21 protein-coding genes are annotated in these 20,044 nt (G+C 66.8%); 7 read left to right on the forward strand and 14 right to left on the reverse strand.

The window, feature by feature from the left end:
* A partial coding sequence (locus tag J7I85_RS15530; RefSeq protein ID WP_214853267.1) for an L-serine ammonia-lyase occupies positions 1–565 on the forward strand: 565 nt, incomplete at its 5' end.
* Positions 566–569: 4 nt separating this feature from the next.
* Entirely contained in the window at positions 570–1,469 is a 900-nt protein-coding gene (gene purU, locus J7I85_RS15535; protein WP_214853270.1) for a formyltetrahydrofolate deformylase, read from the forward strand.
* A gap of 165 nt (positions 1,470–1,634) precedes the next feature.
* Here purU and bcp read toward each other — a convergent pair whose 3' ends face one another.
* From bcp to J7I85_RS25095, 9 genes are all read right to left on the reverse strand, one after another.
* A complete protein-coding gene (bcp, locus tag J7I85_RS15540) occupies positions 1,635–2,114 on the reverse strand; it encodes a thioredoxin-dependent thiol peroxidase (RefSeq protein WP_214853273.1) in 480 nt (159 codons plus the stop codon).
* A gap of 84 nt (positions 2,115–2,198) precedes the next feature.
* Positions 2,199–2,945, reverse strand: a complete 747-nt coding sequence (locus tag J7I85_RS15545; RefSeq protein WP_214853276.1) for a winged helix-turn-helix domain-containing protein — start codon at positions 2,943–2,945, stop codon at positions 2,199–2,201.
* Between the two features lie 10 nt (positions 2,946–2,955).
* Positions 2,956–4,299 (reverse strand): allantoinase AllB, encoded by a 1,344-nt coding sequence (gene allB, locus J7I85_RS15550; protein WP_214853278.1) that lies wholly within the window; start codon positions 4,297–4,299, stop codon positions 2,956–2,958.
* Entirely contained in the window at positions 4,292–5,503 is a 1,212-nt protein-coding gene (locus tag J7I85_RS15555) for a glycerate kinase (protein ID WP_214853280.1), read from the reverse strand. Before J7I85_RS15555 ends, allB begins: the two co-directional genes overlap by 8 nt.
* A 56-nt stretch (positions 5,504–5,559) precedes the next feature.
* Positions 5,560–7,338: a glyoxylate carboligase gene (gene gcl / locus J7I85_RS15560; protein WP_214853282.1), complete on the reverse strand. Its 1,779-nt coding sequence runs from the start codon at positions 7,336–7,338 to the stop codon at positions 5,560–5,562.
* 111 nt (positions 7,339–7,449) lie between these two features.
* Complete coding sequence (locus tag J7I85_RS15565) at positions 7,450–8,328, reverse strand: 2-hydroxy-3-oxopropionate reductase (RefSeq protein ID WP_214853284.1); 879 nt, start codon at positions 8,326–8,328, stop codon at positions 7,450–7,452.
* A 49-nt stretch (positions 8,329–8,377) separates the two neighbouring features.
* Positions 8,378–9,178 (reverse strand): hydroxypyruvate isomerase family protein, encoded by an 801-nt coding sequence (locus J7I85_RS15570; protein ID WP_214853286.1) that lies wholly within the window; start codon positions 9,176–9,178, stop codon positions 8,378–8,380.
* Positions 9,179–9,435: 257 nt separating this feature from the next.
* On the reverse strand, positions 9,436–9,615 hold the full coding sequence (locus J7I85_RS25090; RefSeq protein ID WP_251024411.1) for a hypothetical protein: 180 nt from the start codon (positions 9,613–9,615) through the stop codon (positions 9,436–9,438).
* Positions 9,587–9,856, reverse strand: coding sequence for an SRPBCC domain-containing protein (locus tag J7I85_RS25095; RefSeq protein WP_251024412.1), 270 nt, complete (start codon positions 9,854–9,856; stop codon positions 9,587–9,589). Before J7I85_RS25095 ends, J7I85_RS25090 begins: the two co-directional genes overlap by 29 nt.
* Positions 9,857–10,189: 333 nt before the next feature.
* Here J7I85_RS25095 and J7I85_RS15580 point away from each other — a divergent pair, with 333 nt between their 5' ends.
* Positions 10,190–10,396, forward strand: coding sequence for a hypothetical protein (locus J7I85_RS15580; RefSeq protein ID WP_214853289.1), 207 nt, complete (start codon positions 10,190–10,192; stop codon positions 10,394–10,396).
* A gap of 93 nt (positions 10,397–10,489) precedes the next feature.
* Here the strand turns inward: J7I85_RS15580 and J7I85_RS15585 are convergent, their stop codons facing one another.
* From J7I85_RS15585 to J7I85_RS15605, 5 genes are all read right to left on the reverse strand, one after another.
* The gene (locus J7I85_RS15585; RefSeq protein WP_214853292.1) at positions 10,490–11,464 is read right to left on the reverse strand and encodes an SRPBCC family protein; all 975 of its coding nucleotides are present in this window, start codon (positions 11,462–11,464) and stop codon (positions 10,490–10,492) included.
* A 271-nt stretch (positions 11,465–11,735) separates the two neighbouring features.
* Entirely contained in the window at positions 11,736–12,317 is a 582-nt protein-coding gene (locus J7I85_RS15590) for an AAA family ATPase (protein WP_214853293.1), read from the reverse strand.
* Between the two features lie 340 nt (positions 12,318–12,657).
* A complete protein-coding gene (locus tag J7I85_RS15595) occupies positions 12,658–13,506 on the reverse strand; it encodes a PhzF family phenazine biosynthesis protein (RefSeq protein WP_214853295.1) in 849 nt (282 codons plus the stop codon).
* 121 nt (positions 13,507–13,627) lie between these two features.
* The gene (locus tag J7I85_RS15600; RefSeq protein ID WP_214853297.1) at positions 13,628–13,831 is read right to left on the reverse strand and encodes a hypothetical protein; all 204 of its coding nucleotides are present in this window, start codon (positions 13,829–13,831) and stop codon (positions 13,628–13,630) included.
* On the reverse strand, positions 13,828–14,310 hold the full coding sequence (locus J7I85_RS15605) for a hypothetical protein (RefSeq protein WP_214853299.1): 483 nt from the start codon (positions 14,308–14,310) through the stop codon (positions 13,828–13,830). Before J7I85_RS15605 ends, J7I85_RS15600 begins: the two co-directional genes overlap by 4 nt.
* A gap of 145 nt (positions 14,311–14,455) precedes the next feature.
* On the opposite strand from J7I85_RS15605, the gene J7I85_RS15610 reads away from it, so the two are divergent.
* From J7I85_RS15610 to J7I85_RS15625, 4 genes are all read left to right on the forward strand, one after another.
* Positions 14,456–16,207, forward strand: a complete 1,752-nt coding sequence (locus tag J7I85_RS15610) for an ABC transporter ATP-binding protein (RefSeq protein ID WP_214853300.1) — start codon at positions 14,456–14,458, stop codon at positions 16,205–16,207.
* On the forward strand, positions 16,204–18,225 hold the full coding sequence (locus J7I85_RS15615; protein ID WP_285289597.1) for an ABC transporter ATP-binding protein: 2,022 nt from the start codon (positions 16,204–16,206) through the stop codon (positions 18,223–18,225). The genes J7I85_RS15610 and J7I85_RS15615 overlap by 4 nt, the downstream gene beginning before the upstream one ends.
* Positions 18,226–18,473: 248 nt before the next feature.
* Positions 18,474–18,623 carry a hypothetical protein gene (locus tag J7I85_RS15620; RefSeq protein WP_214853301.1) on the forward strand — a complete coding sequence of 50 codons (150 nt, stop codon included), beginning with the start codon at positions 18,474–18,476 and terminating at the stop codon, positions 18,621–18,623.
* Complete coding sequence (locus J7I85_RS15625; protein WP_214853303.1) at positions 18,620–19,780, forward strand: N(5)-(carboxyethyl)ornithine synthase; 1,161 nt, start codon at positions 18,620–18,622, stop codon at positions 19,778–19,780. Before J7I85_RS15620 ends, J7I85_RS15625 begins: the two co-directional genes overlap by 4 nt.
* The last annotated feature ends 264 nt before the right edge of the window (positions 19,781–20,044 follow it).

A 20,044-nucleotide genomic window follows, 5' to 3' on the forward strand; every position in this document is an offset into this window, starting at 1 on the left:
CGCCCTCGCCGTCAACGAGGAGAATGCGGCCGGCGGCCGCATCGTCACCGCCCCCACCAACGGGGCGGCCGGCATCGTCCCGGCAGTCCTGCATTACTACATGAAGTTTGTTCCCGGAGCGGACGACGACGGTGTGGTCCGTTTCCTGCTGGCGGCGGCCGCCGTCGGGATTCTGTTCAAGATCAACGCCTCCATCTCCGGTGCCGAGGTGGGCTGCCAGGGCGAGGTGGGTTCGGCCTGCTCCATGGCCGCCGCCGGCCTCTGCGAGGTGCTCGGCGGGACGCCCGAACAGGTGGAAAACGCCGCCGAAGTGGGGATCGAACACAACCTCGGGCTGACCTGCGACCCCGTGGGCGGCCTGGTGCAGATCCCGTGCATCGAGCGGAACGCGATCGCCAGCGTCAAGGCCATCAACGCCGCCCGCCTGTCCCTGCACGGGGACGGCAGCCACAAGGTGTCCCTGGACAAGGCCATCAAGACCATGCGCGAAACCGGCGCCGACATGAAAACCAAGTACAAGGAAACCTCTCGAGGAGGCCTCGCCGTGAATGTAATTGAGTGCTGAAACCATGACTGCTATTCAGACTGAGAACCGCAGCTCCGGGCAGGCGAACAGCGCCGTCGAGCACGTGCTGACCCTGGACTGCCCCGAAGGCCCGGGCATCGTGCACGCCGTCTCCGGCTTCCTGCTGGAACACGAGTGCGACATCATCGACAACAAGCAGTTCGGCGACCGGTCCGAAGGCCACTTCTTCATGCGGGTGCACTTCGCGTCGGACGGCAACGAAGCCACGCTGGGGCAGCTCCGCGCCGGATTCGCCCCGGTGGCCGAGAAGTACGACATGAAGTGGCGGCTGGAACGGAACGGGTCCCGCCGCAAGGTCCTGATCATGGTCTCGAAGTTCGGCCACTGCCTCAACGACCTGCTCTTCAGGGCCCGGGTGGGGGAGCTTCCCATCGACGTTGTGGGCGTGGTTTCCAACCATACGGACCATCAGACACTCGTGGAGTGGCACGGGATCCCGTTCTTCCACGTCCCCGTCACCGCGGCCACCAAGCCGCAGGCGGAGGCACGGCTGCTGGAAATCGTGGACGAGCTCGATGTGGAGCTGGTGGTGCTGGCCCGGTACATGCAGGTCCTCAGCGACGACCTCGCACGGAAGCTGGATGGCAGGGCGATCAACATCCACCACTCGTTCCTGCCGTCGTTCAAGGGCGCCAAGCCGTACCACCAGGCCTACGCCCGCGGCGTGAAAACCGTGGGCGCCACTGCGCACTACGTGAACGCGGAACTCGACGAGGGCCCGATCATCGCGCAGCAGGTGGTGGAGGTGGACCACACCTTCGGCCCTGAGGACCTGGTCGCCGCCGGGCGGGACACCGAGTGCAAGGCGCTCAGCAACGCCGTCCGCTGGCACTGCGAAGGCCGCATCATCCTGAACGGCAACCGGACCGTGGTCCTGAAGTAGAGGACGCTTCCTCACCTCCCGTCGCTTCAGACTGGACGCGTCCTCACGTCCCGTCGCTTAAACCGAAACGCTCCTGCAGTTCATGCAGGAGCGTTTCGGTTTAAGCGACCAAAAGGTGAGGAAGCGTTTGGGGTGAAGCGACGAAAGGTGAGGAAGCGTTGGGGGTTAGACGCCGAGCTGTTCGCGGAGCGCCTGGACGTGGCCCTGTGCCTTGACCTGGTATTGGGCCAGCGTGACCTTGCCCTCGGGATCCAGGACCACGGTGGAGCGGACGATGCCCTCTTGGACTTCGCCGTCGATGAGCTTCTCGCCCCAGGCGCCGTAGGCCAGGGCCACGGCGTGGTCCTCGTCAGCCAGCAGCGGGAAGGTGAGCCCGAAGTCGCCCGTGAAGTTGGCCAGCTTCTCCGGAGCATCGGGGGAGATGCCCAGCACTGCGTAGCCGGAGCCCTGGAAGGAGGCCAGGTTGTCGCGGAAGTCGCAGGCCTCCGTGGTGCAGCCGGGGGTGGCCGCTTCCGGGTAGAAGTACACGATGACGTTCTTGCCGCGGTAATCGGCCAGCGTGGTCTGCTTGCCTTCAGCGTCCTGCAGGGTGAAGTCCGGCGCCTGGGTTCCGGGCTGGAGCTTGGTGGTCAGTTTGGGGCTCATGGCATTCCTTCTGATGGATCTGGGTTGAGCGAAAAATCTGGTCAAGCACAGTGACTGATCGGACTGATATGGATAACAGCAGCCCTAGATACTGTATTCCGCCGGGCCGCGCACGGTGGCTGCTGGTCCACAGATGAAGCGGTAGCCGCCACCGCGGACCGTGGCGATCGCGTGCCGGCCGCCGCGCAGCTTCCGCCGCACCCGGCCCACGTAGACGTCGATGGATCGGGTTGCGGCGCCGGGGCTGTCGAACGACTCCAGGAACAGCCGCAGCTCGTCCCGGTCTACGGTCCGCGAGCAGTGTTCCACCAAGTAGCGCAGCAGTTTGAACTCGACGCCGGTCAGCGGCACCCGCGCGCCGTCCAGCAGCACTTCGGACCGGGAAAGGTCCACGGCCACCCGGCTGACGTGCCCGGCCGACGGCGGGAGGTGGGTTGCGCCGCCGTCGTCCGTTTCCGGGGAGCCCAGTTCCGAGGAGTCCGGGTGCGGGGAATCCTCCAGGGAGGACGACGGCGGCACGGGAGGTCCGCCGTCGGGCGCACCGTTGGGTTCCCCCTCCCCTGGGGGCGTGCCCGGGTGCGTCCCGGCGGCGGAAGTTGCAGCTCCGGCGGCGGGCCAGTGGACTTCCGCCTCCGGAGCAGATCGAAGGGCCCGCGCCAGCACCAGCTCGGCGGCCCGGGCCAGGACTTCGGGATCGATGTCCTGGCCTTCGGGCGGAGCTACCCAGACGGCCAGGCCGTGGGCCTTGGCGGTCCCGTGGGCACTGGCAGTTCCAGGGCCGGCGCCCCACGGAGCCGAAGAGCCGCGCGGTGAATGGGCATGCACAGCCACCGCGCGGTCCTCAGATGCCGCCGCGGCGGATCAGCTTGCCGCCGGGGGTCTGGCCGTCCACCACGCTGCCGCGCAGGTACGTGCGGCGGACCACGCCGGAGAGTGCCTTGCCGTCGTACGGGGTGATGGGGTTCTTGTGCTTGAGCTTGGACACGTCCACCACGAAGGCCTCGTCCTGGGCGAAAACGGAGAAGTCGGCGTCGTACCCGAGCGCCAGCTGGCCCTTGTTGGAGAGGCGGGCCAGGGAGGCCGGCTTCTCGGCCATCCACGAAACCACCTGCTCCAGCGGGATGCCGCGGTGCCGGGCCTCGGTCCAGATCAGGGACAGGCCCAGCTGCAGCGACGAGACGCCGCCCCAGGCCACAGCGAAGTCGCCGTTTTCCAGATCCTTCAGGTCAAGCGTCGACGGTGAGTGGTCCGAGACGATGCAGTCGATGGTGCCGTCCTGCAGGCCCTGCCAGAGGAGCTCGCGGTTGGAGGCCTCGCGGATGGGTGGGCAGCACTTGTACGCGGTGGCGCCGTCGGGGATTTCCTCGGCCATGAGCGTGAGGTAGTGCGGGCAGGTCTCCACGGTGAGGTGCACGCCGTCGCGCTTTGCCGAAGCGATCATGGGCAGCGCGTCCGACGACGAGAGGTGCAGGATGTGGGCGCGGGCGCCGGTCCAGCGGGCGCGCTCGATCACCTCGGCGATGGCCTTGTTCTCGGCGCCGCGGGGGCGGGAGGCGAGGAAGGTGGAGTAGTGGGCCCCGCCGGGGTGGGGTGCGTGGTCGATCGCGTGCGAGTCCTCGGCATGGACGATCATGAGGGAGTCGAAGGACTTGAGCTCGCGCATGTCCTCCTCCATCTCGTCCGCCTCCAGGTGCGGGAACTCGTCCACGCCGGAGTGCAGCAGGAAGCACTTGAAGCCGAAGACGCCTTCGTCGTGCAGCGGGCGCAGGTCGGCCTTGTTGCCGGGGATGGCGCCGCCCCAGAAACCGACGTCCACGAAGGCCTGGTCCTCGGCCACCTCGCGCTTGAGCTTGAGGCCGTCCACATTGGTGGTGGGCGGGATGGAGTTCAGCGGCATGTCGATGATGGTGGTGACGCCGCCGGCGGCCGCGGCGCGGGTGGCGGAGGCGAAGCCTTCCCACTCGGTGCGGCCGGGCTCGTTGACGTGGACGTGGGTGTCCACCAGGCCGGGGATCAGGGTTTCGTCGTCGGTGAGTTCGATGACCTCGGCACCCTGGAGGCCGTTGCCGAGCGGTTCCAAAGCGACGATCTTGCCGCCGCGGACGCCCACTTCACGGGCGGCGATCCCGGCGGTGGTGAGGATGCGCCGGCCCCGGATGACCAGGTCAAAGCGTTCTTCAGACATTCAGGGGCTCCTTCGTGTAAGCACTGTCGGTCAGGTGCACGCCGATGTGCTGACCCAATTCTTCAAGCAGTCGGCCTGCTTCAGCTATACATATCTCTACATTGCTTTCCAGCGCCGTCAGAGGGTAGACCTGCCGGAAACCGGAACTCTGCTGCTGTTCCGGCGAAAGGGTGGTGCGGCCGCAGACGACGAGCACCGGCACGCCGGCTTCGGCAGCTGCCCGGGCAACCCCCATGGGCGTCTTGCCGAGCAGGCTCTGTTCGTCGAGGCTGCCTTCGCCGGTAATCACCAGGTCCGCGCCGGCCAGTCGTTCCGCCAACCTGGTGAATTCAAGCACGACGTCGATGCCCGGGCGGCGCGATGCCGCCAGTGCCGCGATGGCGGCGTAGCCGACGCCGCCGGCCGCTCCGGCGCCCGGTGCGCTGGCAGCCTTGACCGCCCGCGGACCGATCTCTGCGGCGAGGACCTTGACGAAGGTGGCGAGGGCGGCGTCCAGCTCGCCGACGTCGGCGGCGGTGGCGCCCTTCTGCGGCGCGAAGATGGCTGCCGCGCCCTCCGGCCCGAGCAGCGGGTTGTCCACGTCGCTCGCCAGGATGAAGCGGGACTCCTCCAGCCGGGTGTCGAAGCCGGAGAAGTCGATGGCCGCCAAGTGTCCGAGGGCGGCGCCGCCGAGGGGCAGTTCGTTGCCTCCGGCGTCGAGCAGCCGGGCGCCGAGTCCCTGCAGCACGCCCGCGCCGCCGTCGGTGTTGGCGCTGCCGCCGACGCCCAGGATGATCTGCCGGCAGCCGGCGTCGAGCGCCGCGCGGATCAGCTCGCCGGTTCCCACGCTGGTGGCGGTTCGGGCGGTTTCGGAACCCGGCCGCCCGCCGTCGTAATCGGGGAGGACAGCGAGGCCGGAGGCCGCGGCCATTTCGATCACGGCTTCCCGGCCGCGGACCGCGAACTCCGCCGTCAGCGGCTGCCCGGTGGGGCCGCTGACCACGGCGCTGCGGCGGGTGAAGCCGGAGCCGACGGCGGCGTCGAGGGTGCCCTCGCCGCCGTCGGCCACGGGAATCCGCAGTACCTCAAGGGTGCCCAGTTCCTCAGGGGTGCCGGGACGGCCCGCTGTGGCGGAGCCGTTCCGGAGCCCTGTTTCCAGGTGCCGGGCGACGTCCGGGGCGGAGAGTGAACCCTTGAACTTATCCGGCGCGATCACGATGCGCATTGCTTGCCTATCTTCGGTACTTTTCGGTGCGGCCTGGCTGTTGGTCCCGCAGGTTATTAGTCCTGCAGGGCCAGGATGGCGGTGGGGGCGTCGGCGGCGGTGGCGGCCAGCTCCTCGAACTCGTTCACGGCGTTGATCTCGAGGCCCATGGAGATGTTGGTGATCTTTTCCAGGATCACTTCAACCACCACGGGAACCTGGAACTCGCCCATCAGTGCCTTGGCCTTGCCGAACGCGGCCGGCATGTCCTCGGGGTTTTCCACCCGGATGGCCTTGCAGCCCAGGCCCTCGGCCACCTTGACGTGGTCAACGCCGTAGCCGTTGGTTTCGGGGGAGTTGATGTTCTCGAACGCCAGGGACACGTTCTGTTCCATCTTGAAGCCTCGCTGGGACTGGCGGATCAGGCCCAGGTAGGAGTTGTTCACCACGACGTGGATGTACGGCAGGTTGAACTGGGCGCCCACAGCCAGTTCCTCGATCATGAACTGGAAGTCGTAGTCACCGGACAGGGCAACAACGGTCTCATCCGGCTTGCCGCGCACGACGCCGAGGGCGGCCGGGGCGGTCCAGCCCAGCGGGCCTGCCTGGCCGGCGTTGATCCACTTGCGCGGGCCGAACACGTGCAGCATCTGGGCGCCGGCGATCTGGGACAGGCCGATGGTGGACACGTACGTGGTGTCCTTGCCGAACGCCTTGTTCATCTCCTCGTACACGCGCTGCGGCTTGATCGGCACGTTGTCGAAGTGGGTCTTGCGGTGCAGGGTGGCCTTGCGCTCGGCACACTCGGCAACCCATTCGGTGTAGTCAGGCAGGGTTCCGGCGGCCTGGCGTTCGCGGGCCAGTTCCAGCAGCCCGTCCAGGGCGGCGCCGGCGTCGGAGGCGATGCCGAAGTCCGGGGAGAACACGCGGCCGATCTGCGTGGGCTCGATGTCGATGTGCACGAACTTGCGGCCGGCGGTGTAGGTGTCCAGGCCTCCGGTGTGGCGGTTGGCCCAGCGGTTGCCGATGCCGATCACGAAGTCGCTGCGCAGGTAGTTCTCGTTGCCGTAGCGGTGGGACGTCTGCAGGCCCACCATGCCGGCCATCAGCTCATGGTCGTCCGGGATCGCGCCCCAGCCCATCAGGGTGGGGATGACGGGAGCGTTCAGCAGCTCGGCCAGTTCCACCAACTGCGCCGAGGCTCCGGCGTTGATGATGCCGCCGCCGGCCACGATCAGCGGGCGCTCGCCTGCGGTCAGCATGTCCAGGGCTTTTTCCAGCTGCTTGCGGCTGGCCTTGGGCTTCTCAACCGGCAGGGGCTCGTAGGTGTCGATGTCGAATTCGATCTCGGTCACCTGCACGTCGATCGGCAGGTCCAGAAGTACGGGACCGGGACGGCCGGAGCGCATCAGCTGGAAGGCCTTCTGGAAGGCGCCGGGAACCTGGCCGGGCTCCAGGATGGTCATGGCCATCTTGGTGACGGGCTTGGCGATGGACTCGATGTCCACGGCCTGGAAGTCTTCCTTGTGCAGCTTGGCAACGGGGGCCTGACCGGTGATGCAGAGCATGGGGATGGAGTCGGCCCATGCGGCGTACAGCCCGGTGATCATGTCGGTGCCGGCGGGGCCGGAGGTGCCGATGCAGATGCCGATGTTGCCGTCTGCTGCGCGGGAGTAGCCGTCAGCCATGTGGCTGGCGCCTTCAACGTGGCGGGCCAGGGTGTGGCGGATACCGCCGTGGGCCCGCATTGCGGAGTAGAACGGGTTGATCGCCGCGCCTGGCAGGCCGAACGCCTCGGTGGCGCCCTCCTTTTCCAGGATTGCGACGGCAGCGTCTACGGTGCGCATCTTCGTCATGGTGTGCTCCTTGAAAGTTTGTTTTTGGGTGTAGTTGGGGAGCCGCCGTCGTTCATGTACGACGGCGGTTGCCCGGTTTTGCTTGTTATCCGGTCTGCTGCCGGAGGTGCGTTACTCCCGGCCGCTGAGCTGGAGGACCTGCTTGAAGAGTCCCGAGTGGTCCAGGCCGCCGTCGCCCTGGTTGACGGTGGCGGCGACGAGCTGGGCGACGACGGCGCCGAGCGGGACGGCGACGTTGGCTTCGCGGGCGGCGGAGGTGACGATGCCCAGGTCCTTGTGGTGCAGGGCGAGGCGGAAACCGGGGTCGAAGTTGCGGTCCAGCATCTTCTGGCCCTTCTGGTCGAGGACCTTGGAGCCGGCGAGGCCGCCGCCGAGGACCTTGAGGGCGGCGTCGGTGTCCACGCCGTAGGCCTCAAGGAAGGCGATGGCCTCGCCGAGTACCTCGATGTTGACGGCGACGATCAGCTGGTTGGCAGCCTTGACGGTCTGGCCGGAGCCGGACGGGCCGACGTGGACGATGGTTTTTCCGACGGCGTTCAGGACGTCCTGGGCTGCCTCAAAGTCTGCCTTGTCGCCGCCGACCATGATGGACAAGACTGCGTCGATGGCGCCCTGCTCACCGCCGGAAACCGGAGCATCGAGCGGGCGGATACCTGCCGCGACGGCGTCATCGGACAGACGCTTGGCGACGTCCGGGCGGATGCTCGACGCGTCGATCCAGAGGGCGCCCTGCTTGGCGTTGGCGAAGACACCGTCGGGGCCGCTGACGACGCCTTCGACGTCGGGGGAGTCGGGCACCATGGTGATGACGACGTCGGCGTCCTCGACTGCGTCGGCGATGCTGGAGGCGCCCTTGCCGCCTTCGGAGACGAGCTTGTCGATCTTGTCCTGGCTGCGGTTGAAGCCGGTGACGGCGTGGCCGGCCTTGACGAGGTTGATGGCCATGGGCAGGCCCATGATTCCGAGTCCGATGACTGCAACGTTGCTCATGTTGGTTCTCTTTCTGAAGTCCTTTGGGTGGTGCGGTGATGAGGCGGGGCTAGCTGGCGGCGTGTTCGCGGATGGCCCAGCTGAAGGCGGTTTCCTGCGGTTCCTTGTATTCGAGGCCGATGTAGCCGTCGTAGCCGAGTTCGCGGCTGCGGGCGATCCACTCGCCGAGGGGAAGCTCACCGGTTCCGGGAGCCCCACGGCCGGGGTTGTCGGCAATCTGGATGTGGCCGAAGTCCTTGGCATGGTTCTCGATGACGGCTGCGACATCGTCCCCGTTGACGGCCAGATGGTAGAAGTCCGCGAGCAGCTTGATGTTCTGGGCGCCGGATTCCGCCTTGACCCGGGCGATCACGTCGAGCGCGTCCTGGGCCTGGAGGAGCGGGTAGCGCGGGGCTCCGCTGACGGGTTCGAGGAGGACGGTGCCGCCGATGCGGGCCACGCCCTCGGCAGCCGCGGCCAGGTTCTTGGCCGCCAGTTCGTCCTGCTCCTCCGGGCTGAAGTCCTCCTGGCGGTTGCCGTAGAGGGCGTTGAAGGCGGTGCAGCCGAGGTGCTCGCCGATGCCGGCCACGACGTCGATGTTGTCCTTGAACTCGGAGCAGCGTCCCTTCCAGGACACCAGGCCGCGGTCACCGCCGGGCATGTTGCCGGCGTTGAAGTTCAGGCCGGAGAGCTGGACGCCGGCGTCGGTGATGGCGCGCTCGAAAGCCGTGGTCTCGGCGTCGGAAGGGACTGAGCTTTCGAAGGGCCACCAGAACTCGACGGCGTCAAAACCGGCCGCTTTCGCGGCTGCGGGGCGCTCGAGCAGGGGCAGCTCCGTCAGGAGGATGGAGCAGTTCACTGTGTACGTCATCGTAGGTCCTTCCGGGGAGGGGCTTTGATCTATCTTCCCTGCTTCTCGGCTTCTAAACCGTTTCCGCTTTGTGGAATTTAGATTCTGCTTTATGAAAAGTGTAGGGAAGGGGTGGCCGGGTAGTCAAGGGGAGTGGGTTGGGCGGATGGCCGGCGCCGGCGATGGCAGTTCTGGAGCCGCGTGGAAACGCAGGAAGGGCCGGCACCGAAGTGCCGGGCCCTTCCTGGTGTTTGAGGTCTCTGTTTCTCCCTGGAGCGTTACGCCCGCGCTGCGTCGACCAGGACGCCGTCGATCCGGGACAGCACTCCCGGCCAGCCGTTGCCCATGCCTTGGAATGCTTGCTCGCCCATCGGGGTGTCGAGCTTGAAGCCCGTGTGCTCGAGGTGCAGGACTGTGCCGTCGACAGCTTCAAGCGTCCAAGCGATGGTTGTGTCCAAGCCGCCTTCGGCAAACGGCAAACAGAAAGCTGATCGAGGTGCCGGGATCGACGCTGAGGACTTCGCACTGCTGGATGCCCCAGGCGCCCATGTCCAATGTGAAGCGATGCCCAGCGTTGGGAGCGATGTCGCCCGGCGCCCACCAGCGCGCGAGCAGTTCCGGCGTCGTGAGCGCCTTCCATACTGCCCCTGGCGGGTGGGGGAAATGGCGCGTGGGGCGGATCGCGTAAAACCCGAGCAAATCTGCACCACTTTCCCAGCTGCCAAGGCCCTGCTCCCGCGGATTTCCAAGGGTGATCCCTGTGGCGCAGGAGCAAAGCGGTGCAGATTTGCCGGGGCAGCCGCTTTTTCCAGCGGCTAGCTCGCATATTGGGCAGCTGGAAATCGAAAAACCCCTGTCTCACGGGGCTCCGGGCTCGTAAAATAAAGGTGGGGCCGACGGCAAGAGCCCCGGAGAGCGATCCTTACGAGCCCGGGGTGCCTTCCCAAAACGCCGCCGGCCCTTATGAATGCCGCCAGGTTCCGATCCGGTTACGGCTCTTCCCGCAAGGTCACGCTCATGTGACTATGGGGCATGAGCGAAGAACTTATGGCGGCGGCACCCTCCGGCAGTGGCGCTCCCCGCAATCGAACGGCCGGACTGATCCACTCCGAAGGCTCCGAGGCAACACGGCAGATGCGCGAGCGGGCCAAACGGCGCCGGGAAGCAGAAGCGAAACTGCAGCTGCACCTGATGGAAACCCGCAACAAGTCAGCCGGCGCACCGGACTCGGACCTCTGACGGCCCGGCCCGAAACTACACGAAACAGCAGTCACGGCGACACCATTCCGATGCCGCCGTGACTGCTGTTTAGTTATAAGAGCGCTGCGGGCGTTAGTGCTGGCCGCTGGTGCCGCCCAGGGGCGGAACCGTGCCGGGGCCGCCTTCTTCCCATTCGGCCCGGTCTGCCGCGCTTCGTGTGTCGCTTGCAGCCGTCTCGTCCGAGTCGCCTTCGTCATCGATCAAGCCGTTGGTCTGGTCGAAGGGATGAGCGATGGACTCGTCCGTCAGTGCCGAACCGGTGCCTGCCGCAGTTCCACCGGCAACAGTTCCACCGGCAACAGCTCCGCCGGTAACGGTGTCCGCAGCGGTTCCGCCGGCGAAGCCGGGGGTATCGGTCGTGTCGGTAACAACAGTGGTTTCGGTGTATTCCGGAACCACCGGGGTGACGGTCTCGTCCACGACATACACAGTGTCTGCGTCCTTGTCCTTGCCGCCCGCGGCAACGGCCGCCGCCGCGCCTGCTGCGGCGGCTACTCCGGCAGCTGCCGCCATCTTGCCGGAGACGCCGGCCTTGCCGCTGTCGCCGAGCGATCCGGCAGCGTGCTCAACGCCCGGGGTGCCCACCGAGCCGCCTTCGTTGACCGCGCCCCGCCAGGCGCCGCTGGCGTAGCCTTCATCCTCGATGAATGCCTTGAACTTCTTAAGGTCGGCCTCCGCCTGGTGCTCCACGACGTGCAGCTTGTCGCCGATCTTCTCCACCAGCCCTTCGGGTTCGTAGTCGATGAACAGCTTGATGGAGGTCTGGCCGCCGCCCACGTCTTCAAACTCCACGGAGCCAGCGTTGGTGGCACCCTCAGTGGCCGCCCAGGCAACCTTCTGGTCCGGCTTCTGTTCGAGGATCCGCGCCTCCCACTTGCGCTTCACGCCGGCGATCTCGGCCACCCATTCAAGGCGGTCGTCGCTGAGTTGGGTCACTTTTTTGACGCCGCCCATGAAGTGCGGGAAGTCTTCGAACTGGGTCCACTGGTTGTATGCCGTGCTGACCGGCACGTTCACCAGAATGCGCTTCTCAACCCTCGTGCTCATAGTGTCTCCTTCGTCGAAGTGAACAGATGATGGTCCGGTATCCGAAGTCATCAGCATGCTTACTATATCGTCGACGGCGGAGCGTGGCCAGAGCAGGCAGTGCCCGGAGCGTGGTTACGCGGTGAAAAAGGGGAAGCCTCCGCGCGAATCAAACGACTCCAGCGCGGAGGCTTCCAGCGCTCCGATTTGGGGGGAAAGGGGAGAGCTGGCACTAATGTACAGCGCGATGGGCTTCAGGGAAGGCGTATTCGGCCGTTTCGGAAATTCTTGACTAAACCTTGAGTTGCCGTTGTGAATCGACCGCGTCGAGCAGCCTGGCGAGCACGCGGGCCGGCGGCCCGCCGGCGTCGATCTCCACAATGTCCGCGTACTCGGGTAGTGCACGGTAGGCGTTCCGCAGGGCGGTCAGATCGGCCACGGACTCCTCGTCCGTGCCGCGCGCCAGGATCCTCCGGTGTGCCTCTGCGGGACTCACGTCCAGGTGAAGGACCAGGTCCGGGGCCGGAAGAGTGCGGAGCAGCCAGGGGAGAAACCGTCCGCGGCGCAGGCCCCTTGCCTCGCGCAATGCCAGCTGGCAGTGGAGGTGGCGGTCCATAACAACCAGCCCCTCGAAGCGGGTTGCCCGGCCAGTGGACACCAGCACGTTGAATACGCGCATGGTGGTTTCCGCCGCGTCGGCCAGCCGGGCAGGCACGTGGATGCCGAGCCTGGCGCTGAGCAGGGACATGCGCCGCCGGCCTGCATAGTTGCTCAGCAGAAGTGCCTTGCTGTCCTCCGCGCGGGCCGCCGCAACCAGGGAACGGGCCGCCGTCGTTTTTCCCGAACCGTCGATTCCTGTCAGAACAATGAGCATGGGGCCTCCTTCCGTCTCCCTGTCCAACGGCTGGGGGTCGGCCAGTGTTTCGGCTTTGAGGCGCACATCACTTGTTGTCCAGTTCCCAGCCAGCCCACGGCGGCCCACAGCCCTGATCGGCCGACGGCGCACCCGCCGGAACTTGCGGCGATCCTGCCGGAATGTTGCGCCAGGCTTGAGCCTGCCGGGGGACAGTATTTCCCAGGGGCCGTGCAGAAGCGCCGCGGCCCCGCAAGAGACCCGGTACGAAGATCAGCCAAGAAAGACCACGGACTGGGACGGGCAGGCTCAATGGGGCGCCGGCCCGTCCCTGGCACGTTTCGTCGAACCGGGGGCGGGACTACAGGGAGACGCTGCCCCGGATGACGGTGCGGCTGGTGCCGCCGACCCAGATGCTGTCGCCTTCGCTGGTGATGGTGACCAGGCCGCCGCGGCCGAGTACCGTGCCCTGGCTGACGGTGTAGTTGCCCTCCGCCACTCCTGAGCCGATCAGCCACTGGGCAAGGCCTGCGTTCAGGCTGCCGGTAACCGGGTCTTCGGGGACTGCGAGGCCGGGAACGAAACCGCGCACCTCGTAATCCGCCGGGCCACCGTCCCCGTAAGCGCCGATGACGCCCACGTTCAGCTTGGCCATGGTGACGAAGTCCGGCGTTAGGTCCAACACCTGCCGGGCCGAGGCCAGCCGGATGCCGATCCAGCCCGGGCCGTTATCCACCCAGTTGCTGTCCAGGACCTGCTCGGGCGTGATGCCCAGGCTGGCGATGGCCTGCTCCAGCACCTCAGCCTCCACCGGACCGGAACGGCGCAGCGGCGGGGCCTCGAAGAACTGTTCGTCGGCCGTTTGGCTGATCTTGACGAGCCCCACCCCGCATTCCTGCACGAGTTCTCCTGGGCGCAGCGGTTGGCCGCCGTTCTCCAGCCACGCGTGCGCGGAGCCGAGCGTCGGGTGGCCGGCGAAGGGAAGCTCGGACGCCGGCGTGAAGATCCGGAGCCGGTAGTCCGCCTCCGGTTGCGTCGGCTTCAGCAGGAACGTGGTTTCCGAGAGGTTGGTCCAGTTGGCGAAGCTTTGCATCTGCTCGTCTGACAGGCCGTCGGCGTCATGGACGACGGCGACCGGGTTGCCGGCCTTGGGCCCGGGGGCAAAGACGTCGACCTGCGAAAAGGGATAATCGTTCACGTTGGCGGCCATGCTGGTCCTTCTGTGGAAATTCAACTTCGGTTGGAACCCACGTGGAGTTCCCAACCACGGTAGGCAGCCTGCCGGACCGCGCACCAGAGCCAATTCAGGAAAGTGGCCCTGCCGAACCGCTTCAGTCGCCCGGCACCTCGGCAGGTTCCCGCGGTGTGGCGAGCCCGTCCACCACCTCGACTCCCGGCAACTTGAGGAGCTCGGCGGGGTCGAGGACGATCTTGCTGGATCTGTTGCCGCCGCCCATGACCACCCGTGGCACCTCCAACACGCCATGGGCCGCCAGGGCCTCAGCCACGGGAGGCAACAGGAGCGTGTCACTCACAGAAGTTCTCCTTTGAGGGCGGGGTCCGGGCCAGCAACGGCAGGTACCGGATAGGCGGCGACGTTGCGGCGCAGCAGGAAGAACCGGTTGGACGCAGGCAGCCACATGAGCGTGGCACCCGCCAGCGTCAGCACCAGGCCGGCAAGGATCAAAGCGGTGAGGTCGACGGGTGCGCCGAGTGCCGACAGGGCTGCGGCGACGGTCAGGAGAATGCGGGCCCAGCGCGCGCCATGCAGCAAATGCTGGGCCGCCAATACCTGCAGGGCGGTCAACGGGACGGCGAACGCCACGAGATAGGGGACCGCCCAGTCCGGGATCGACTGGCCAAAGTCGATTCCGGCCACCTCCAGGATGACGGGCATCATGCCGGCCACCACGGCACTGGCCACCCAGCAGGCGGCCGCGAGCCGGACAGCTTGCGGTATGTTTATTGGCCCAATGTTTCCGGGCTCGCGAAAGCCCAACTGCTGATCGCTCAATGAAGTCCCCATTCTTCAATTTGCGGTGTTCAATTGCCGCGTTTCCGGAATTCCGGCGACGGCCTCAGCTTACAGGCTGCCCCGAGCCGCCGGACGTAAACTGGCCTTCCCATCACTTGAGGACCTGCTGCGAAGGTGGACCTGGATGCTGTGGAAGCTTCTTGTCCGGTACCTGCAGCCGCAACGGCGGCTGCTGATCGCCGTCGTCGTTTTTCAGTTGGCGCAGTCCATTGCCTCCCTTTATCTCCCCACCCTGAACGCGGACATCATCGACCTGGGTGTGGCCACGGGGGACACCGGCTACATCCTGCGCGTTGGCAGCCTCATGCTGTTCATCACCCTGCTGCAGATTGCGTGCGCGGTGACGGCGGTGTACTTCGGAGCCAAGGCGGCGATGGGGATGGGGCGCGACCTGCGCGGGGCGATCTTCACCCGGGTGGGCGGGTTTTCCGAGCAGGAGGTCACCCGGTTCGGCCCGGCAAGCCTCATCACCCGGTCCACCAACGACGTCCAGCAGGTTCAGCAGCTGGTGCTGATGTCTGCCACCCTGATGGTGGCCGCGCCCATGCTCAGCATCGGCGGCGTGGTCATGGCCGTCCGGCAGGATGCCCAGCTGTCCTGGCTGATCGCGGTGAGCGTGCCGGCGCTGCTCCTCGGCGTCGGGGTGATCATCAGCCGGATGGTGCCGCTGTTCCGCCTGATGCAGCTGCGGATCGACGCCGTCAACAGGGTGCTCCGCGAGCAGTTGGCGGGCATCCGGGTGGTGCGGGCGTTCGTGCGCGAGGACCTGGAAACGGAGCGGTTCGCGGGCGCCAACGCGGACGTGACCGACACGGCGCTGCGGGCCGGGCGGCTGATGGCGCTCGCCTTTCCCGTGGTGATGCTGGTGCTCAATGTTTCCAGCGTGGCGGTGATCTGGTTCGGGTCATTCCGGATTGAGGACGGCTCCATGCAGGTGGGCACGCTGGTGGCGTTCCTCAGCTACCTGCTGCAGATCCTGATGTCCGTCATGATGGCCACCTTCATGGCCGTGATGATCCCGCGCGCTGCCGTCTCGGCGGACCGGATCGGGGAGGTGCTGGAGACGGAGTCGTCCGTGCGTCCGCCGGCGAGTCCGGTGGTGTTCGCGGCTGATACTTCCCGGGCCACCGCCCGCGGTGAGCTGGAAATGCGCGACGTCGGGTTCGCCTACCCCGGTGCCGAGCGGCCGGTCCTCAGCGGCATCAGCTTCACCGCCCCGGCGGGGCGGACGACGGCGGTGATCGGCAGTACGGGATCGGGGAAAACGACGCTGGTCAACCTCATGCCGCGGCTCTTCGACGCCACGTCCGGCTCCGTGCTGATGGGCGGTGTGGACGTGCGGGAGCTGCACCCGGACCTGCTGTGGGGGCACATCGGACTGGTGCCGCAGCGGCCGTACCTGTTTTCCGGAACCGTGCGGAGCAACCTGCTGTACGGCAAGCCGGATGCCACCGAGGAGGAGCTGTGGCACGCGCTGGCCACCGCCCAGGCCGAGGACTTTGTCCGGGAGATGGAGGGCGGCCTTGACGCACCGGTCTCGCAGGGCGGCACGAACGTGTCAGGCGGGCAGCGGCAGCGGCTGGCGATTGCCCGGGCGCTGGTGAAGCGGCCGGAGCTGTACATCTTTGACGACTCGTTTTCGTCGCTGGACACCGCCACAGACGCCCGGCTCCGGCGGGCGCTGCACCGGGACACCGCCGGGGCCACGCTGGTGATCATCGCCCAGCGCGTCTCCAGCATCGTGGACGCGGACCAGATTCTGGTGCTCGACGGCGGCAGGATCGTCGGGCGCGGAACGCACAGTGAGTTGCTGGAGAGTTCGGAGACGTACCGCGAAATCGTGTCCTCGCAGCTGGCGGCGGAGGAGGCGGCATGAGCACCTCGAGCCGGGCCCAGCGAGCCGAGCAGACCGAAACCGGCGCTGCCCCCCGAACCCAGCAGTCCGCCGTCGTACGCATTCCCCGGCCCACGGGCGGACCGGGACGCGGCGGACCGTTTGCCGGGATGAACGTCCCGGCGGAGAAGGCGCTGAACTTCGGGCCGTCGGCCCGGCGGCTGCTGGGGGAGCTGCGCCCCGAGCGGGCGTGGCTGGCGCTGGTACTGGCGCTCGCCGTCGTCAGCGTGGCGTTCTCGGTGACCGGGCCGCGGCTGTTGGGCGAGGGCACCAACCTGATCTTCGCCGGCGTCGTGTCCAAGAACCTGCCCGCCGGGGTGAGCAAGGAGCAGGTGATCGCCGGACTGCGCGCGTCCGGGCAGAACGCGCAGGCGGACATGATAGGGGCGATGACACTGACGCCGGGGGCGGGGATCGACTTCGCGGCGCTGGCGAACGTGCTGCTGTGGGCGCTGGCGCTGTATGTGCTGGCGTCGGCGTTCGGCTGGATCCAGGCGTATGTGCTGAACGGTGTGGTGCAGCGGACCGTGTACCGGCTGCGGGAGCGGATCGAGGCGAAGATCCACCGGCTGCCGCTGCGGTATTTCGACTCCATCCAGCGCGGCGAGCTGCTCAGCCGGGTGACGAACGACGTGGACAACATCTCGCAGAGCCTGCAGCAGTCCATCTCCCAGGCGGTCACGTCGCTGCTCACGGTGGTGGGCGTGCTGGTGATGATGTTCCTGCTCTCGCCGGTGCTGGCGCTGATTGCGCTGGTGACGGTGCCGCTGACGCTGGTGACGACGGCGCTGATTGCCAAGCGCTCGCAGAAGCTGTTCGTGGCGCAGTGGAAGCACACGGGCGAGCTGAACGGGCAGATCGAGGAGACGTACACCGGGCACGCGCTGGTAAAGGTGTTCGGCCGGCAGCGGGAGGTGGAGGAACGGTTCCGGCAGAAGAATGCGGAGCTGTTCGAGGCGAGCTTCGGCGCGCAGTTCATTTCCGGGCTGATCATGCCGGCCCTGACGTTCATCGGGAACCTGGTGTACGTGGGGGTCGCGGTGGTGGGCGCGCTGCAGGTGGCGTCCGGGGCGATGCAGCTGGGCGACGTGCAGGCGTTCATCCAGTACTCGCGGCAGTTCACCCAGCCGCTGGCCCAGCTGGGCTCGATGGCCAACCTGCTGCAGTCCGGGGTGGCGTCGGCGGAGCGGGTGTTCGAGCTGCTGGATGAGGAGGAGCAGTCCCCTGAGGCTGCTGGCTCTGCTCCCGACGGCGGACGGGGCCGGCTGGTGTTCGAGAACGTCTCGTTCTCCTACTCACCGGACAAGCCGCTGATCTCGGACCTCAGCCTGGTGGCAGAGCCGGGGCAGACGGTGGCGATCGTCGGCCCCACGGGGGCCGGCAAGACCACCCTGGTGAACCTGATGATGCGCTTTTACGAGCTGGATGCCGGGCGGATAACGCTCGACGGCGTGGACGTCACCTCCGTCCCGCGGCGGGAGCTGCGCTCGCGGATGGGGATGGTGCTGCAGGATACGTGGCTGTTCGGCGGGACCATCCGGGACAACATTGCATACGGCCAGCCCTCGGCGTCTGAGGAGGAGATCTTGGAGGCGGCGCAGGCGACGTACGTGGACCGGTTCGTGCGTGCGCTGCCTGAGGGGTACGACACGGTGCTCGAGGACGAGGGCTCCAATGTGTCGGCAGGGGAGAAGCAGCTGCTGACGATTGCCCGGGCGTTCCTGTCCCGGCCGTCGGTGCTGATCCTGGACGAGGCAACCAGCTCGGTGGACACGCGCACCGAGCTGCTGGTGCAGAAGGCGATGAGCGCCTTGCGTTCCGACCGGACGAGCTTCGTGATCGCGCACAGCCTCTCCACCATCCGCGACGCCGACCTCATCCTGGTGATGGAGGCCGGGCAGATCGTGGAGCAGGGCACCCACGCGTCTTTGCTTTCTGCGGGCGGGGCGTATGCGCGCCTGTACGAGGCGCAGTTCGCAGCGCCGGCGGCTGAAGTTTAGGGGAGTTCGTAGCCCGAACGGACACTTGTGGCCCCGGACTGCTGGGGCCACAACTGTCTGATCGGGCCAAGGGTCCTGCTGGAGCACCAGTCAGCACCTCCCCCACCTTCCCGGGCCGCTCAGCAGCCGCTCCAGGCCGCCGGAAACCTCGCCGCTGCCGGGGCATCAGCTCTCCCCGACATCCAGTTAGGTCGCTCCCTGTATCGTCAGAAGTCAGGAACCCCTTCGGTTCCCCTACAGGAGCGATAATGGCTGACAAGTCCCCCCGTCAAGCAGCATCCAAGAAGTCCGACAAATCCCTTAAGGAAAAGCGCGCTGACAAGAAGGCCGCTTCGGCGTCGGCCAGCTCCCTCGACAAGGTGACCGCCACCAAGTCCGTGAGCTCCAAGAAGAAGTGACAAATTCACCGAAGCACCTCACCCTTGGAGTCCTAGCCAGCACCCGGAAGCCCGACGAGCGGCGCCTCCCCATCCACCCGCTCCATTTGGACCGAATCGCCCCGGAACTGCGCCAGCAGCTTATCTTCGAGGAAGGCTACGGCGAACGATTCGGCGTTTCGGACGCCCATCTGGCATCGCGCGTGGGGCGCATCGCCCCGCGCGCGCAACTGGTGGCAGATGCCGACGTCGTGCTCCTGCCAAAACCCCAGCCTGAAGACCTTGCCGAGCTCCGTGACGGCCAAGTCCTCTGGGGCTGGCCGCACTGTGTCCAGGACCGGGCGATCACCCAGCTGGCGATCGACAAAAAGCTCACGCTGATCGCCTTCGAGGCGATGAATCACTGGGCCAGCGACGGCGGCTTCGGCCTGCACGTGTTCCACAAGAACAACGAGCTGGCCGGGTACTGCTCCGTGCTGCACTCGTTGGCGCTGTCCGGCTCCACGGGCGATTACGGCCGCCGGCTAAGCGCCGTCGTTATCGGCTTCGGGGCCACCGCGCGTGGCGCCGTCACGGCACTGAATGCCCACGGCATCCATGACGTCCAGGTGCTGACCAACCGCGGTGTTGCAGCCGTGGGGTCGCCCATCCATTCGGTGCGGATCGCGCAGTTCGACCACGATGATCGGGCCCCGTTCCTCAGCGAGGTCATCACCGAGCGCGGTCGCGTGCCGCTGGCGCCGTTCCTCGCTGAGAGCGATATCGTGGTCAACTGCACCCTGCAGAACCCCAATGCGCCGCTGACCTACCTGCGCACCGAGGACCTTGACGCGTTCCGTCCTGGCAGCCTGATCGTGGACGTCTCCTGCGACGAGGGCATGGGCTTCAGCTGGGCGAAAAACACCACCTTCGCCGAACCCATGTTCACGGTCGGCGACCACATCGACTACTACGCGGTGGACCACAGCCCTTCCTACCTCTGGAATTCCTCCAGCTGGGAAATCAGCGAGGCGCTGCTGCCCTTCCTGGAAACCGTGGTCTCAGGCCCTGGTGCGTGGACGGAGAACGAGACCATCCGGCGGGCGATCGAAATCCGCGACGGAGTCGTTCGCAACATGGACGTACTGCAGTTCCAACAGCGTGCGCCGGAATACCCGCATTTGCCGCTCGATGGCTAGCGGCCACACCCCGCCCGGGCCGGATAGTCCCGGTACGAAAAGGCTGTCCGTAACGGCGCGGATGCTCTGTCCAATACCCCGATGCCTCTGGAGAGGCTGTCTCAGTAACACCCAAAACTGGTCGCGCGACACGAAGAGCTGCGAGACGGCTTTGCGAGACACTCGTGGGGCGGATGGGTTCCGCGGGATTCCGGGGCATCGATCGATTCGCACCAGCAGGCCGTGCGGTGTCTCGTAAACCTGTTCTTGGGTTCTTGTGGTGAT

The sequence above is a fragment of the Arthrobacter sp. ISL-65 genome, from assembly GCF_018613795.1.
Classification (GTDB): Bacteria; Actinomycetota; Actinomycetes; order Actinomycetales; family Micrococcaceae; genus Arthrobacter.